The sequence below is a fragment of the Lentzea atacamensis genome (assembly GCF_003269295.1).
Classification (GTDB): domain Bacteria; phylum Actinomycetota; class Actinomycetes; order Mycobacteriales; family Pseudonocardiaceae; genus Lentzea; species Lentzea atacamensis.
This window is the reverse complement of record NZ_QLTT01000012.1, coordinates 167,602-182,768: the sequence shown is the minus strand read 5'-3', so window position 1 is coordinate 182,768 and position 15,167 is coordinate 167,602. Positions and strand designations below refer to the sequence as shown.

11 protein-coding genes, 1 tRNA gene and 2 pseudogenes are annotated in these 15,167 nt (G+C 68.4%); 9 read left to right on the top strand and 5 right to left on the bottom strand.

The annotated features are described in order from the left end of the window. Window positions 1–46: 46 nt before the first annotated feature. The 5 genes from topA to C8D87_RS39295 all read left to right on the top strand — a co-directional run bounded on the left by topA (window position 47) and on the right by C8D87_RS39295 (window position 6,913). Window positions 47–2,815, top strand: coding sequence for a type I DNA topoisomerase (gene topA / locus C8D87_RS39315; RefSeq protein ID WP_109631084.1), 2,769 nt, complete (start codon window positions 47–49; stop codon window positions 2,813–2,815). Between the two features lie 13 nt (window positions 2,816–2,828). Next, window positions 2,829–3,230, top strand: coding sequence for a hypothetical protein (locus C8D87_RS39310; RefSeq protein ID WP_146772009.1), 402 nt, complete (start codon window positions 2,829–2,831; stop codon window positions 3,228–3,230). Window positions 3,231–3,300: 70 nt separating this feature from the next. Next, window positions 3,301–5,337 (top strand): bifunctional MFS transporter/dTMP kinase, encoded by a 2,037-nt coding sequence (locus C8D87_RS39305; protein WP_109631090.1) that lies wholly within the window; start codon window positions 3,301–3,303, stop codon window positions 5,335–5,337. A gap of 23 nt (window positions 5,338–5,360) precedes the next feature. Then, window positions 5,361–6,557 carry a DNA polymerase III subunit delta' gene (locus C8D87_RS39300; protein WP_112231164.1) on the top strand — a complete coding sequence of 399 codons (1,197 nt, stop codon included), beginning with the start codon at window positions 5,361–5,363 and terminating at the stop codon, window positions 6,555–6,557. 101 nt (window positions 6,558–6,658) lie between these two features. Further along, complete coding sequence (locus tag C8D87_RS39295; RefSeq protein ID WP_146772008.1) at window positions 6,659–6,913, top strand: hypothetical protein; 255 nt, start codon at window positions 6,659–6,661, stop codon at window positions 6,911–6,913. Here the strand turns inward: C8D87_RS39295 and C8D87_RS39290 are convergent. Together C8D87_RS39290 and C8D87_RS39285 are read right to left on the bottom strand one after the other, a co-directional pair. Further along, on the bottom strand, window positions 6,890–7,627 hold the full coding sequence (locus C8D87_RS39290; RefSeq protein ID WP_112231160.1) for an IclR family transcriptional regulator: 738 nt from the start codon (window positions 7,625–7,627) through the stop codon (window positions 6,890–6,892). The two genes, C8D87_RS39295 and C8D87_RS39290, sit on opposite strands and share 24 nt — an antisense overlap. Then, window positions 7,624–8,366, bottom strand: a pseudogene (locus C8D87_RS39285) (SDR family oxidoreductase). The gene C8D87_RS39290 and the pseudogene C8D87_RS39285 overlap by 4 nt, the downstream one beginning before the upstream one ends. A 152-nt stretch (window positions 8,367–8,518) precedes the next feature. Here C8D87_RS39285 and C8D87_RS39280 point away from each other — a divergent pair. Next, complete coding sequence (locus C8D87_RS39280; RefSeq protein WP_112231158.1) at window positions 8,519–9,712, top strand: glycoside hydrolase family protein; 1,194 nt, start codon at window positions 8,519–8,521, stop codon at window positions 9,710–9,712. On the opposite strand, the gene C8D87_RS39275 is transcribed toward C8D87_RS39280, so the two are convergent. After that, a complete protein-coding gene (locus C8D87_RS39275) occupies window positions 9,666–11,027 on the bottom strand; it encodes a hypothetical protein (RefSeq protein WP_112231156.1) in 1,362 nt (453 codons plus the stop codon). The genes C8D87_RS39280 and C8D87_RS39275 overlap by 47 nt on opposite strands. 108 nt (window positions 11,028–11,135) lie before the next feature. On the opposite strand from C8D87_RS39275, the gene C8D87_RS39270 reads away from it, so the two are divergent. Next, window positions 11,136–11,209, top strand: a tRNA-Thr gene (locus C8D87_RS39270). Between the two features lie 456 nt (window positions 11,210–11,665). Here C8D87_RS39270 and C8D87_RS39265 read toward each other — a convergent pair. Together C8D87_RS39265 and C8D87_RS39260 are read right to left on the bottom strand one after the other, a co-directional pair. Further along, window positions 11,666–12,535 carry a hypothetical protein gene (locus tag C8D87_RS39265; RefSeq protein ID WP_109631105.1) on the bottom strand — a complete coding sequence of 290 codons (870 nt, stop codon included), beginning with the start codon at window positions 12,533–12,535 and terminating at the stop codon, window positions 11,666–11,668. Window positions 12,536–12,663: 128 nt separating this feature from the next. After that, the gene (locus C8D87_RS39260) at window positions 12,664–13,332 is read right to left on the bottom strand and encodes an HNH endonuclease family protein (RefSeq protein WP_112231154.1); all 669 of its coding nucleotides are present in this window, start codon (window positions 13,330–13,332) and stop codon (window positions 12,664–12,666) included. A 65-nt stretch (window positions 13,333–13,397) separates the two neighbouring features. On the opposite strand from C8D87_RS39260, the pseudogene C8D87_RS48315 reads away from it, so the two are divergent. Together C8D87_RS48315 and C8D87_RS39255 are read left to right on the top strand one after the other, a co-directional pair. Next, window positions 13,398–14,396, top strand: a pseudogene (locus C8D87_RS48315) (DUF885 family protein); the annotation flags it as partial. Continuing rightward, on the top strand, window positions 14,281–14,979 hold the full coding sequence (locus tag C8D87_RS39255) for a DUF885 domain-containing protein (RefSeq protein WP_233442510.1): 699 nt from the start codon (window positions 14,281–14,283) through the stop codon (window positions 14,977–14,979). The pseudogene C8D87_RS48315 and the gene C8D87_RS39255, both read left to right, overlap by 116 nt. Window positions 14,980–15,167: the final 188 nt, after the last annotated feature.

Genomic DNA, 15,167 nt, shown 5'->3' with positions numbered 1-15,167 from the left:
CACTGGCGGGCCTGGGAACCGGGTTTGGAAGAGAGCGGGACGGCGAGTGGCTGGATCGACACGGACGAGAAAGAGCAGCGGAGGAGCGGGTAGTACCCGACGACTTGTGATCGTCGAGTCGCCCACGAAGGCGCGCAAGATCGCGTCGTACCTCGGCAGCAACTTCGTCGTGGAGTCCTCCAGGGGACACATCCGGGACCTGCCGCGCGGCGCCGCCGACGTTCCCGCGAAGTTCAAGGGCCAGGCGTGGGCCAGGCTCGGCGTGGACGTCGATCACGACTTCGAGCCGCTCTACGTGGTGTCCGCGGACAAGAAGTCGCTGGTCACCGAGCTCAAGGAAGCGTTGAAGGACGTCGACGAGCTCTACCTCGCGACAGACGGTGACCGCGAGGGCGAGGCCATCGCGTGGCACCTGCTGGAGACGCTGAAGCCGAAGGTCCCGGTTCGCCGGATGGTGTTCCACGAGATCACCGAGTCCGCGATCCAGGCGGCTGCCGCCAACCCGCGTGACCTCGACCAGGACCTGGTCGACGCCCAGGAGACCCGCCGCATCCTCGACCGCCTCTACGGCTACGAAGTCAGCCCGGTGCTGTGGAAGAAGGTCATGCCGAAGCTCTCGGCAGGCCGCGTGCAGTCCGTGGCGACGCGTCTGGTCGTGGAGCGCGAACGCGAGCGGATGAAGTTCGTCTCGGCGAGCTACTGGGACATCTCCGCGCAGATGGACGCCGGTGCCGAGGCCGCGCCGCGCCAGTTCGGCGCGCGTCTCGTGGCCGTCGACGGCACGCGTCTCGCCACCGGCCGTGACTTCGGGTCGGACGGCAAGCTGACCGGCAAGGCCGACGTCGTCGTGCTGGACGAGGCGCAGGCCCGCGCCATCGCAGCCGGGCTGGAGAACGCGCCGGTCAAGGTCGCCTCGGTCGAGGAGAAGCCGTACTCGCGCAAGCCGTACGCGCCGTTCATGACCTCGACGTTGCAGCAGGAGGCGGGCCGCAAGCTGCGGTTCTCGGCCGACCGCACCATGCGCACCGCGCAGAAGCTGTACGAGAACGGCTACATCACCTACATGCGTACCGACAGCACGACGCTGTCGGAGACCGCGATCAACGCGGCCCGCACGCAGGCGACGGACCTCTACGGCGCGCAGTACGTCTCGCCGCAGCCGCGCCAGTACAACCGCAAGGTCAAGAACGCGCAGGAGGCCCACGAGGCGATCAGGCCGGCGGGCGAGGTCTTCCGCACGCCCGGTCAGGTGGCCGCCGAGCTGGACGCCGACGAGTTCAAGCTCTACGAGATGATCTGGCAGCGCACGATCGCGTCCCAGATGGCCGACGCGCGGGGCAACACGACCAGCGTGCGCATCCAGGGCCGGGCCGCGACGGGCCAGGAGGTCACGTTCGCCGCGTCCGGCCGCACGATCACGTTCGCCGGCTTCCTCAAGGCCTACGTCGAGACCGTCGACGCCGAGGCCGGTGGCGAGTCGGACGACGCGGAGTCGCGCCTGCCGCAGCTGGTCAAGGACCAGGCGCTGACGATCGCGGAGCTGTCCGCGGACGGCCACACCACCTCGCCGCCGTCGCGCTACACCGAGCCGTCGCTGATCAAGACGATGGAGGAGCTCGGCATCGGCCGTCCCTCCACCTACTCGTCGATCATCAGCACCATCCAGGACCGCGGCTACGTGTGGAAGAAGGGCGCGGCGCTGGTCCCGTCGTGGGTCGCCTTCGCCGTGGTCGGGCTGCTCGAGGTCCACTTCGGCCGTCTCGTCGACTACGACTTCACCGCCGCGCTGGAGGACGAGCTGGACGGCATCGCCGCCGGTCGTCAGCAGCGCACCACGTGGCTGTCGGGCTTCTACTTCGGTGGCAGCATCGGCCCCGACGGCTCGATCGGCCGTTCCGGTGGCCTGAAGAAGCTGGTAGGGACCGGTGTCGAGGACATCGACCCGCGCGAGGTCAACTCGATCCCGCTGTTCAGCGACTCCGAGGGCCGCACGGTAGTGGTCCGCGTAGGCCGGTTCGGGCCGTACCTGGAGCGCGAGGTCGACGGTGCCGCGCAGCGCGCGAACCTGCCGGACGACCTGCCGCCGGACGAGCTGACCGCGGAGATCGCCGAGAAGCTGTTCTCGACGCCGCAGGAAGGCCGTTCGCTGGGCGTCGACCCGGTCTCGGGCAACGAGATCGTGGCAAAGGAAGGCCGTTTCGGGCCGTACGTGACCGAGGTGCTGCCGGAGGCGTCGGAGAACGGCGCGGCTTCGAAGAAGGCACCGAAGCCGCGCACCGGCTCGCTGTTCAAGTCGATGTCGCTGGACACCGTGACGCTGGAAGACGCGCTGAAGCTGCTCTCGCTGCCGCGCGTGGTGGGCAAGGACCCGGAGACGGGTGCCGAGATCACCGCGCAGAACGGCCGCTATGGCCCGTACCTGAAGAAGGGCACGGACTCGCGGTCGCTCGTCGACGAGAACCAGATCTTCACGGTCACGCTCGAAGAGGCGCTCAAGATCTACGCGGAGCCGAAGAAGCGAGGTCGCTCGGCCGCCTCGGCGCCGCCGTTGCGCGAGCTGGGCAACGACCCGGTGTCCGGCAAGCCGATGGTGATCAAGGACGGCCGGTTCGGGCCGTACGTCACCGACGGCGAGGCCAACGCCTCGCTGCGCAAGACGGACAGCGTCGAGACGATCACCGACGAGCGCGCGGCCGAGCTGCTGGCGGAGAAGCGCGCCAAGGGACCGGTCAAGAAGAAGGCGCCGGCCAAGAAGGCGACGACCGCGGCGAAGAAGCCCGCGGCCAAGAAGGCTCCTGCCAAGTCGAAGAGCTGATCTGGAGGTGGCGGTGCCGAGCTCCGACTTCGGACCGGACGGGACTCAGGCCCCGCCGCCTCCCCGGCTTTTCCCGGACCCGCTGGCCGGGTTGGTGACGGCTGACACCTTCATCGCTCCTCAATGGACCTCCGGGTACTCTGCGTCACGTGTGTCGGTTCCTGCACCGCCGACGCTGACCGACGAGATGCGCCAGGCCGTCTGGGCTCAGATGGAGCAGGAGCAGCGCCGGCCGCGCGGACGTCGCCAGCGGGCGCCTCAGCAGTTCGTGCCAGGGGCGCAAATGCCTGCGGCGCAACAGCAACAGCCCACCAAGCAGTCGAGTGGTGTGGCCGCGTTCATCGGCTGCCTGATCGTGATCGGCTTCTTCGTGCTGGTGCTCGTCAACATTCTTGGGGCGATCTTCAGCGGTTAACGCTGAGAGTCCGGCAACCTCACCCGCCTGGTCCGGTTACGCTGACCGCACGGAGCAGGCAGATATCGGGGTGACTGAGATTCAGGACGCGGACACAGGAGTGACCGAGGCAGGCCAGGCAGGGCAGGCCCAGTCCAGCGTGTCCACGGTCCACCGGCTGCGCTCGGTGCTGGCCATCAGGCCGTTCCGGCGGCTGTGGCTCGTCACCTATCTGTGCAGCGTCGGTGACTGGCTGTCACTTCTTGCGCTGACCGGTCTGGTCTCCGAGATGATGAACAGCTACCAGTGGCAGTCGTTCGCGCTGTCGCTGGTCGTGCTGACGCAGTTGCTGCCGGGAATCCTGTTCGCGCCCGTCGGTGGCGTGCTCGCGGACCGGTTCGACCGCCGCAAGGTGATGGTGATCTGCGACATCCTGCGCGGGTCGCTGTTCATCTCGATCGCACTGATCGGATCGCCGATCTGGCTCTTCGTGGCGAACTTCCTGGTCGGCTGCTGCGCGATGCTCTGGATCCCGGCCAAGGAGTCGGCGGTCCCGAACCTGCTGCGCCGCCCGGACCAGGTGGAGTCGGCGAACCAGCTCGGCCTGGTGATGACCTACGGCATCTCCACGATCAGCGGCTTCGGCCTGTACTCGCTGATCGCGGGCATCCCGGGCTACCTGAACCTGCAGGGCGGGAACCTGGAGTTCCGGATCGCGACGATCGCCGTGATGATCAACGGCCTGCTGTACTTCACCTCGGCGATCCTGGTCGCGACCCGCCTGCCGGAGCTGTCCGGCCGCGTCTCCTCGACCCGCAAGAAGGACGACGCCGACAAGCCGGGCTTCGTCGCGATGTTCCGCGACGGCCTGAGGTTCGCCGCCGCGACGCCGCTGGTCCGCGGCCTGGTGATCGGCATGATCGGCGCGTTCGCCGCGGCCGGTGTCGTGATCGCCACCGCGAAGCTCTACTCGCAGTCGCTGCTGGGCGGCGCCTCGACGTTCGGCCTGCTCTTCGTGGCCGTGTTCGTCGGTCTGGCGATCGGCATGGCGACCGCGCCCAGACTGGCCCAGCGCCTTGCCTACAACCGCCTGTTCGGCGTGACGATCGTGGGGGCCGGCATCACGCTGGTCGTGGTCGCGCTCGCCCCGCACCTGTGGATCGCGCTGCTGACCGTCGCCATGGTCGGCGCGTGTGCCGGCGTGGCGTTCCTGACCGGCCTGACGATCGTCGGTTCGCAGGTCGAGGACGAGATGCGCGGCCGCACGGTCGCGCTGATCCAGTCGCTGCTCAAGGTCGTGCTGTTCGGCGCGTCGGCCGGCGCGCCGCTGCTGGTCGCCCTGCTGCAGAAGCGCCAGGTCAGCGTGTTCGGCCACCCGATGGAGGTCGACGCGACCCGCCCGGTGATGCTCGGCGGCGCCGTGATCGCCATCGTGCTCGGCCTCGTCGCGTACCGGCAGATGGACGACCGCCGTGAGGAGCCGGTGCTGTCGTCGCTGTTCGCGGCCATCCGCGGCCGCCGCAACACCAAGGGCCTGCTGATCGCCGTCGAGGGCGACACCCGCGAGGACACCTCGGTGCAGGCCCGGCGCCTGGCCGCCGCTCTGCGCGCCGAGGGCCTGGACGTCCTGCTGGCCGCCGACCCGGAGCACGACGAACGCCGCCTGCGCACGATGCTGTCCTCCGCCGAGCTGGCAGGCGTGCGCGCGCAGGCCCTGGTCGCCGCCGCCGTGCGCGCCGATGTCGTCGAACGGCAGGTGCGCCCCGCCCTGGACGAGGGCTCCGTCGTGGTGATGGAGCGCTATGTCGACTCGCCACTGGCGCACTTCACCGCCACCAGCACGCTGGAACACCAGGAGCTGGAAGGCCTGGTCGACTGGGCCACCGGCCGCCTGCGCCCGGACCTGACGATCCTGCTGGACCGCCCGGTCACCGACGGCAAGTCGATCGCTCTGGAACACCACTGGCGCGTGCAGCGCCTGCTGAGCGAGATGGCCGCCGCCGACCCGGACCGCTACGTCGTCGTCGAGGCCGACGGCGACCCGGACGTGGTGGCCGAGCGAGTCCGCTCCGCGGTCGTGCCGTTGCTGGCGACCCGCAAGCGAGCGGTCCCCGAAGCCGCGGTCTGAGCGTTCGCTGGAAGACTGCAGCCATGAGCGTGTGGGACGAGGTGGTCGGGCAGCCGGACGCGGTGGCCACACTGTCCGCGGCTGCCGAGGCCGCGGCCACGATCGTTGCGGGTGGAACGCCGGCGCCAGGCGTGATGACGCACGCCTGGCTCTTCACCGGCCCACCCGGATCCGGCCGATCTTCGACCGCTCGCGCCTTCGCCGCTGCCCTGCAGTGTGTCGTCACGGACGATCGCCCCGGCTGCGGCGAGTGCTCCGGCTGCCGGACCACCTTGCACGGCACCCACGCCGACGTGCGGGTCGTCGCCCCTGAAGGCCTGTCGATCTCGGTCGCCGAGATGCGTTCACTCGTGCAGATCTCTGCTCGCCGCCCCACTTCCGGGCGCTGGCAGGTGGTGATCATCGAGGATGCGGACCGGTTGACCGAGGGTGCGGCCAACGCTCTGCTGAAGGCTGTCGAGGAGCCGCCGGAGCGGACGGTCTTCCTGCTGTGCGCGCCTTCCGATCATCCGGACGACGTGTCGGTGACCATCCGATCGCGTTGCCGCTTGGTGTCTTTGGGGTCGCCTAGGCCTTCGGCCATCGCGTCGGCTTTGGAGGCCGTGGACGGCATTGCGCCGGAGATGGCGCAGTGGGCGGCGTCGGTTTGCGGCGGGCACGTTGGGCGGGCGCGGCGGCTGGCCGTTGACGAGGAGACCCGGTCCCGGCGGGAGGCCGTGCTGCGGATTCCGCTGGCGTTGCGGAAGCCCGCTGACGTCTTCACCTGTGCTGATGAGCTGATCAAGGCTGCTGAGGAAGACGCCACCACCGCCAACGAGGCTCGCAACGAGGCTGAGCGCGAGGCGTTGGAGACCGCGATGGGAGCCGGCGGAACCGGTAAGGGGACCGCTGCCGCGACCCGCGGTGCCAAGGGCGCGTTGAAGGATCTGGAAAAGCGGCAGAAGTCCCGGGCCACCCGGACCCAGCGCGACTCGTTGGACATGGCGTTGGTGGACCTGGCCGGGTTCTACCGGGACGCGCTGGTGACGAAGACCGGCTCAGAGGCCGCGTTGATGCACCCGGACCGCGCCGGTGACTCCAAGACGGCGGCTGCTCAGTGGTCGCAGGAGTCGATTCTGCGGCGGCTGGAGGCGGTGCTGGCCTGCCGGGAGGCGATCGAGGTCAACGTGAAGCCGCGCATCGCGATCGAGGCGATGGTGACGACGCTTCACCGCGGGTGATCCACGTGGGGCGCCGCAGGGTCAGGTGGTTGCGCGTCGGTGCCGATCGGTTCGTCTGGTCGGTTCGCCACTCTCATGACGACAGCTGCTGCCGTGAAGTGGTGAGGTTGAGCTGTGACGGCGCGCCGGGGGAGTTCGTGGTGGTGTTCCAGTCCGGCGACGGCGTGTACGCGCACGCGGGCGCGGTGCGACACCCCGATGGACGGATCCTGAACCTCAACCTGCCCAGGGTGATCCGCGCCATGCTCGACGAGGCGGCCGCCCGCGGCTGGCAACCGGCCGCTCGCACGAAGTTCGACGGGTGGCAGTTGTTCGACGCGGTGCACCGCCGATCAGACCCAGCCGAGTGCCGCTGACACCTCGTCGGCCGCGCGCAGCACCCGCGGCCCCAGCGCGATCAACTCGGGCAACGAGTGCTCCATCGCCAGCGAGGACGCCGAAATCCCGCCGATCACCGCGCCCGCGTGGTCACGGATCGCGGCGCCCACACAACGCACCCCGACCTCGTTCTCCTCGTCGTCCAGCGCGAACCGCGACCGTCGCACCCGCGTCAGCTGCGACTTCAGGCGGAGGGACGAGGTGATCGTGCGTGGCGTGCGGCCCGGAAGGCCGACCCGGTCGATGTACGCGTCCAGTTCGGCTTCGGACATCGAGGCCAGCACGGTCTTGCCGATGGCGGTGCCGTGCGCGGGCAGGGACATGCCCAGGCGCGAGGCCATGCGGTAGGGCTTGTTGGCCTCGATCTTGTCCACGTAGACCAGTTCGTCGCCGAAGAGCACGGCCAGGTGCACCGTGCAGCCCGTGGACTCCTGCAGCGCGCGCAGGAACGGGCGGGCCCGCTCCACCGTGTCGAGAGGGCGCAGCACCTTGCCGGCGAGCGCCAGGACGCGCGGGCCGGTCAGGTAGCCGTCCGAGCCCAGGGTGGCGAAGCCTCGGTCCACCATGGTCTGGAGCAGGCGGTGGACCGTGGACTTCGGCAGGCCGGTCACCCGCGCGATGTCCGTGATGCGCGTGTGGTCGGCGAGGGCCTCCAGCACGGCGAGCGTCTTCTCGACGGCGGTATCGGTCATCTCGCCAGCCAGCCTCCATCGACCACGAGCACGTGTCCGGTCACATAATCGGACGCCGTGGACGAAAGGAACACCGCTGGGCCCACCAGATCTTCCGGCTTGCCCCAGCGGCCAGCCGGGATGCGGGCTCGGATCGCCGGCTCGCGGTCAGGGTCGGCGCGGAGCGGGGCGGTGTTGCCGGTTTCGACGTAGCCCGGGGCGATGGCGTTGACCTGCACGTTTGCCGCGGCCCACTCGTTGGTCAGCAGCTTGGTCATGCCGACGATCGCGTGCTTCGAGGCGGTGTAGGCCGAGACGAGGATGCCGCCCTGAAAGACAGCATGGACGCGATGTTCACGACCTTGCCGCTGCCTCTGGCCACCATCTGACGGCCGCAGAGCTTCGAGATCTCGAACGCGGAGTCGAGGTTGACGGCCATCACCCGCTGCCAGTCGGACAGCGAGACGTCGACGGCCGGACCGCGGTGGACGGTCCCGGCGTTGTTGACCAGGATGTCCACCTCCTGGTCGCGCAGCACCGGTGCCAGCGCGGGCTCGACCGAGGCGGGGTCCGAGAGGTCCGCCGACACCGTGGTGAGTGCCGGCGCCACGTCGGACAGGTCGCCGCGCCCCACGAGGATCAACGACGCGCCGGCCTCGTGCAGGCCTCTGGCGATGGCTCGGCCGATGCCGGTGCGGGCGCCGGTCACGAGGGCTGTCCTGCCTTCCAGCGAGAAGTTCACCGCAGGCCTGGTTTGCATCTGGGGATGCCTTCCGATCGGGGCGGCGGAGTGACACGATGTGCGCCGAACGACATGGAACAACGTTCCGTTGACTGGAACAAGCCTTTCGGATCCACGCCGCCGGAGCCGTTCAGGCTGAGGAAGGGCGGCCATTGGTGTACGAGCAAAAAATGACGTTCAGCCGCAGAGCCCTGCTCGGTGCGGCTGCCGCAGGTTCGGTGGGTGTCGGGTTGGCGCCGGCCGCGGAAGCGTCCTCGAACCGGCTGTTCCGGGAGTCCCTGGACTACGCGCTGCGGAAACTCCGCCAGGTCGCGCCGAACGTCACCTCGTTCCCCGAGGAGACCAAGTTCGAGAAGTGGATCTACGTCAACTCCGGCGGCTGGGTCGGCGGGTTCTGGCCCGGCATGCACTGGCTCGCCTTCTTGGACAGCGGTGACGAGCAGTTCAGGACGTGGGCGGTGGAGTCGGCGCTGCGGCTGTCCCCGCGGCGCACCGACACGTCGATCCACGACCTGGGCTTCCTGTTCTACCCGTCGTGGGTGACCGCGTACCGGCTCACCGGTGACGTCTCCTGGCGTGACGGTGCGGTGCAGGCCGCGTCGTCGTTGACCCAGCGGTACAACGAGAAGGGCCGCTTCATCAGGGCGTGGGGAGCGCTCGGCACGCCGAACAACGCGGGCCGGGCGATCATGGACACGATGATGAACCTCGACCTGCTGGCGTTCGCGTCTGAGCAGACCGGGGACCCGCGGTTCCTGGACATCGCGGTGGCGCACTCGCTGACCACGCGCGCCAAGTTCATCCGGCCGGACGGCTCCACGCCGCACGTCTTCGACTTCAACCCGGACACCGGCGAGGACATCGGCCCCAACACGAACCAGGGTTACAGCCCGACGTCGTGCTGGTCGCGTGGCCAGGCCTGGGGCATCTACGGCTTCACGACGATGTACCGGCGTACTCGCAGGCGTGAGTTCCTGGACTCCGCGAGGAAACTCGCCGACTTCGCGCTGGATGCCCTCACGCCGGACCACATTCCGGTGTGGGACTACCGCTCACCGTTGGCGCCCAACGACGTCAAGGACTCGTCGGCGGGCGCCATCATGGCGTGCGGCTTGATCGACCTCGCGCAGGCCTCCGGCAGGTTGTCGTACCGGCTGGCCGCGTTGCGCATCCTGGATGCCTTGTGCCGCACGTGTTTGACGACCCGTTCAGAACGGCACGAGGCGATTCTGGCGCGCGGCACCCGCAACCGGCGCATCGAGGTCGGCATCGAGGTTTCCCTGCCCTACGGCGACTACTACCTCATGGAGGCGTTGCTCAGGGTTCTGAAACCCCGGGAGCTCGCACGCGCGATCGGCCTCTGACCGGCAGCGCGGCGACCAGCACCACCCCCGCGAGCAACAGCCCCGTGCCGGTCCAGAACAGCGGGATCGACTGGTACGCGGCGTTGGTGTGGGCGAGCGGCGTCTTCTGCTGCGGAGGCGCCGCCCCGCCACCCGGTTGCTGGGTCTGCGGCGGCTGCGCGGTTCCGCAGATCACGCCACCCTGCGGCGCCGCGGCCCGCACGATCTGCTCGCCGAGCGAGATCTGCGCGAGTGCCGTCGGCAGGTTCGGCAGTTTCAGCTTGTCCGTCGGCAACAGCTGCACGTCGAGCATCCGAGCCGTGGCCCCGAGCTGGAAGCCGCTGAACCCGTTGCCGGTGAAGCTCGCCTTCTTCTCGTTGAGCCCGGCGATCTGCAGCTTGATCACGACCAGGTCCAGCAACAACGGGATGTCCAGCGTCGGGTGCGCGGCGTCGAGCGTGCCGAGCTCCTTGCCGTTCTGGCTGACCCGCAGCACCGGCGCCGTGTAGGTGATCTTGGACGTCTTCTCGTCCCCGGTCGCGGTGGCCGTGAGCGTCGGCGGCGTGGCCACGTCGATCTTGATGCCACCCGCGATCTCCACACTCACCGCGCGCATGGTCGACGTCGACTCGACCGCCTTGTTCTTGCTGCCCGGCAGATCGACGAGCCGCACCTGGGAGTTCGCCTCGAACGTGTCCGGGACGCTGACGAGACTCTTCGACGGCAAAGGCACCTCGGCCGGCAGCGCGCTCAGCACCTCGAGCCCGGCGAGCGACGTCCTGGCCGTCGCCAGCGGACTGATGCACGGCCCGAGCTTCTCGTCCCAACGCGCGTGCACGCTGCCGTTGAGCACCCGGAGCTGCCCGAGCGGCGTCTCGGGAATCGGCAGCCCGCCGTTCGTGGGCTGCGGGTTGTCCGGAATCGCCGTCTGCACCAGCGTTCCCGGCGACTGCGGCGACCGCCCCGCCACCGCGAAGCCGAACGGGCTGGCCTGCGTGACCACCCGCTCGGTGCTCAGGAACGCCTCGGTGTTGACCTGTGCACTGGCGAGCCCCAGCCCGAACTCGGTGACGGACTGCTTCGGCAGCTGGTCACCGAGCCCGGGAAGGATCGTGTTCGTGGGCATCCCTTGAGGCCCAAGACGCACGACACTCAATCCGGTCCCGGCATCACCAACAGCATGCGCAAGTGGTTGCGGCCCGTTCGGCGCCGACGCGGGCGGCTGGTTCGGATCGCGTGGCCCCGGCACCGGTGTGGTGGGCGGCTGCGCGAGCGCGGGCGCCGCGACGAGCGCGAGCAACAACCCTGCCAGCGGCGCGGACAACGATCGGCGCATGAACCACTCCTCGGCGGCTAGGAGGTGGTGACATCGGTCACGGTCCGTACAACGAAGCCGACCCCCGTGAGTGACGGGTCTGCAGACCCGCTATAGTTATCGCGTCTCGCCGCCTTAGCTCAGTCGGCCAGAGCGGCTCACTCGTAATGAGCAGGTCGTCGGTTCGATTCCGACAGGCGGCTCGGTGAGATAAGACCCAGGTCAGGCTTCCTGACCTGGGTCTTTCTGTATCCCCAGCTTCGTGACGAGCTTGTGGAGCTGCACTGTCTCCAACGTCGCGGTCCAGCCCTGAGTCAGGTTTTAGCCGGACGCCAGGCTGGAATCCGAACAGCGGACTAAGCTCGTACGCGGTGGAAGACGCGGTGACCAGGTGCTTCCAGTGGGGCGCTTGAGGTGAGCCGGGTCTCAGTGGTTAACATCGCCGACCTTCGCGCGATGAACCACCAGCGGGTCCGGCGAGCCTCCACTGCCGCCCCGTGCCGTGGTGATTCGATGCGCACCACCTCACAGCTAGAAGGAGGAACGCACACCATGTCGTACATGGGCGGCGAGAACGGCGACAAGTGAGTCGCTGACCTGGGCTTTGTGCCCCGTCAAGGGGGCCTGCACGGTCTCGGGTTCGGCTTGTGCAGGCCGTTCTACCTCTGCAGTTCCAGCACCATGCCGGCCCGGCGGTTCGCCGGCAGGTTGTTGATGGCCAGCTTGATCTCGACGCGGCCCGCGTCGGTTCGCCTGGTGATCTCGAAGTCGTCCCTGAGCCGGTTGAGCGCGATCACGTCCCAGTGCACCTCGGCTCCCGGCGGCAGGATGATCGTGTAGGTCGCGCGTTCGACCGGTTGCCGGAAGTAGAACGTGAACGGGTCCGGCTTCTTGTGCACCATCAGCGGCACACATTTCTTCGGCCAGGTCCACTCCATCTTCAGGCGTATTTCACTGTCCACTTCCGCAGGTGAGTGGAAGTGGGAAACCATGTCGAGCTTGCCGTCCTCGCTCCAATGCGACGTGACCAGAAAGCTCGGACCCATGCTTCCGTCGACCATGAGGCTGCGCACTTTCGCGTTGACCTCCTTCTGGACCGACTTCGGCTGGTTCCAGCCAGGGCCGAAGCGCAGCCGGAAGAACTTCGCCTCGGCGTTGCGAATGACGGCGTTGACCGTGATGAACTCCTGGGTGTCGCCGTTGGCCTTGATGACCGCGACCTGCTCCCACACCTTGATGTCGAACTGGCTGGGCTGCAGCTCCATCAGCATGTACGAGTACTTGGACAGCAGGGCGCGGTACTCGCGGGACTCCGCCTCGAGCTTGGTGACGCGGGCCGTCAGGTAGACGAGGAGCAGGAGCACCAGGACGATTGCGCCGATCACGAACGCCGTGCGAATCGCGACCGGGCCGAAGAGGGTGGACAACACGGCGCCGAACGCGACGAGGCCGAGCAGTCCCTTGACGAACCCGACCGCCCCTTCATCCTGCAGGAATTTCTCCAGCCACTGTGCGAACGACCTCAGCAACTCCGCCCACCCCTCTTGTCGGCCGCAAGTGCCGGACTGAGCAGGATATCCCGGCCGGTCGGCGCCGTCATCGAAGTTGGTACGAATGGGTGGAGGCCGATTGTCAATCAATTGGCATTGTTTCCCGTTTATGTCGCAGGGGGTGTGTCACAGGTGGCGAGTGCGTTCTCCAACGCCGAACGTTCCGCCGGCGCGACGCTCAGCGCGTACGCCGCTTTGACCGTCACGTAGATCCGCCCGTACGAACACGCGTAGCCCGCGTTGGGCGGCATCCACTCCTCGGGCGTCTTGTCACCCTTCGACTGGTTGACCTTGCCGGACACCGCGACCAGGTTCCGCAGGTCGTTCGCCGCCGCCACCCGCTGCTCGGGCGCCCACCGCGCCGCTCCGCTGCGCCACATCTCGGCCAGCGGCACCACGTGGTCGATCTGGATCTTCGACACGCTGGTGATCTGCGAGCCGGTGTACGGGTCGTCGAGGGTGCCCGACTGCACGCCGCACCGGCCCGGCTTGCGCGAGACGCCGGTCAGGTCGCGGGCCAGCACCTGGCTGCGCTGGTCGCAGCCGTCGCCGTCGGTGTCGAACCACGGCTGACCGAACACGCACGCGCCGCTGTTGCAGTCGCGCGAATAGCCGTCCATACGGCCCGGTGCGCTCACAGGCAGCGCGGCGAGAGAGGTGCGCGCCGTTGCGGCGTCGAGGGTTCCGGCAGGCACACGGTCTACCTGTGGTGTGGAGGAGGAGAGAGGTATCGCGGAACAGCCGGTCAGCAGGATGATCAGCAGGAACCACCGCATGGTGAGGGCATACCCGCTACAACAGGACGTGAAGGCCGCTCAACGGCGTAACTCTGGGGGGACAGATGTCCGAAATCGACGTGCTCGCCGACCGCCTCTTCGACGCCATTCTCGACCGCTTCCCGGTCGACGCCAGCCTGATGGGCTTCGACGTCGATCACGAGTCGCTCGTCGACCACAGCGAGGAAGCCGACCGGCGCCACCGGGAACGGCTGAGGGAGCTCGGTGAAGCCGCTGAGCGGCTCGAGCTGGAGACCCTCCCCGATCGCATCACGCAGGGGATCGTGCTCCACGAGGTGCGCATGCAGTCCGACGACCTCGACTCGAGGCAGGTCGAGTTCGGCATCAGCGCCAACCTCCGCACGACGGTCGCCTGCACGCTGGCGTTCCTGCCGCGCCTGCCGGTCAACACGCCGGAACGCCGGGCCGGATACCTGGAGCGGCTGCGCCGGCTCGACGGGTTCCTCACGACGATGATCGACCGGCACCGCAAGGGCTTCGCCAACGGTCGCACGCCGGTGAAACACCTGGTGGAGCAGTCCATCGAGCTGATGGACGGCCACCTCGCCAACCTCGGCGCGTTCGACATCGTGGAAGACGCGAGCGAGATCATCGAGCAGGTCGTCCGGCCCGCGATCGAGAACTACCGCGACTTCCTCCGTGACGAGGCCCTGCCGCTGGGGCGCGACGCCGAGCACGCCGGACTGTGCTGGCTGCCGGAGGGTGACGCGCTCTACCGGATGGCGGTCCACACCCACACGACCGAGGACCTCGACCCGGAAGACCTGCACGCGACCGGAATCCGGCTGATCGAGGACCTCAAGCAGGAGTTCGCCCAGTACGGCGACGACGTGTTCGACCGCATCCGCAACGACCCCGCGTTGCGCCATCGCAGCGCCGAGGAGATGCTCGACGGCGCGCGCAGAGCCGTCGCGAAGGCCGAAGCCGCTGCGCCCCAATGGTTCCGCACGCTGCCGGACCGGAAATGCGTCATCGAGGAGGCACCGGCCGCGGTGCCCGCGCACGTGCCGCCGCACTACTTCCCCCGCGGCGGAGGACGGCAGCCGGCCCGGCACGTACTTCGTCAACACCAAGGAACCGCAGAACCGCCTCAGAATCGAGGACGAGGCCACGGCGTACCACGAGGCCGTGCCGGGTCATCACTTCGAGCACTCCAAGCTGGCCCTGCTCAAGGACCTCCCCATCGTGCGGCGCAAGGCACCCATCAGCGTGTTCGGCGAAGGCTGGGGCCTGTACTGCGAACGCCTCGCTGACGAGATGGGGCTTTACAGCAACGACGAGTCCAGGCTCGGCATGCTCACGATGGACGCCATGCGCGCGGGACGCCTCGTCGTCGACACGGGCTTGCACGCCAAGGGATGGAGCCGACAGCAGGCCATCGACTTCCTCGTCGAGAACACTCCGATGGGGCTCGTGCAGATCGAGTCCGAAGTGGACCGCTACCTCGGTGAGCCCGGTCAGGCACTCGCGTACATGGTGGGACGGCTGAAGTTCCAGGAACTGCGCGAGAAGGCCGAGGCCGCCGGCAAGGACGTCCGCGACTTCCACGAGGTCGTGCTCAGCCAGGGCCGGCTCACGCTCGCGCTGCTCGACGAGGTCGTCGAGGAGTGGATCGCCGGTGCGTGACCTCGCCGAGCAGCTCTGGGAGTTGACGCTGGACCACCACGCGTTGCTGCCGAACCTGATGGGCCTGCGTGACGACAGCGCTTTGCAGGACCACAGCGAAGACGCGGATCAGGACTACCTGCGGCGCTACCGAGCCATCGCCGAGGAAGCGGAACGACGCATCGCGGAAACGGAAGACGACCGAATCA

Excerpts from the sequence above, each read along its gene's own strand:
- C8D87_RS39300 (WP_112231164.1), top strand. The coding sequence starts at position 5,361 with ATGAGCGTGTGGGACGAGGTGGTCGGGCAGCCGGACGCGGTGGCCACA.
- C8D87_RS39290 (WP_112231160.1), bottom strand. The coding sequence starts at position 7,627 with ATGACCGATACCGCCGTCGAGAAGACGCTCGCCGTGCTGGAGGCCCTC.
- C8D87_RS39280 (WP_112231158.1), top strand. The coding sequence starts at position 8,519 with ATGACGTTCAGCCGCAGAGCCCTGCTCGGTGCGGCTGCCGCAGGTTCG.
- C8D87_RS39275 (WP_112231156.1), bottom strand. The coding sequence starts at position 11,027 with ATGCGCCGATCGTTGTCCGCGCCGCTGGCAGGGTTGTTGCTCGCGCTC.
- C8D87_RS39260 (WP_112231154.1), bottom strand. The coding sequence starts at position 13,332 with ATGCGGTGGTTCCTGCTGATCATCCTGCTGACCGGCTGTTCCGCGATA.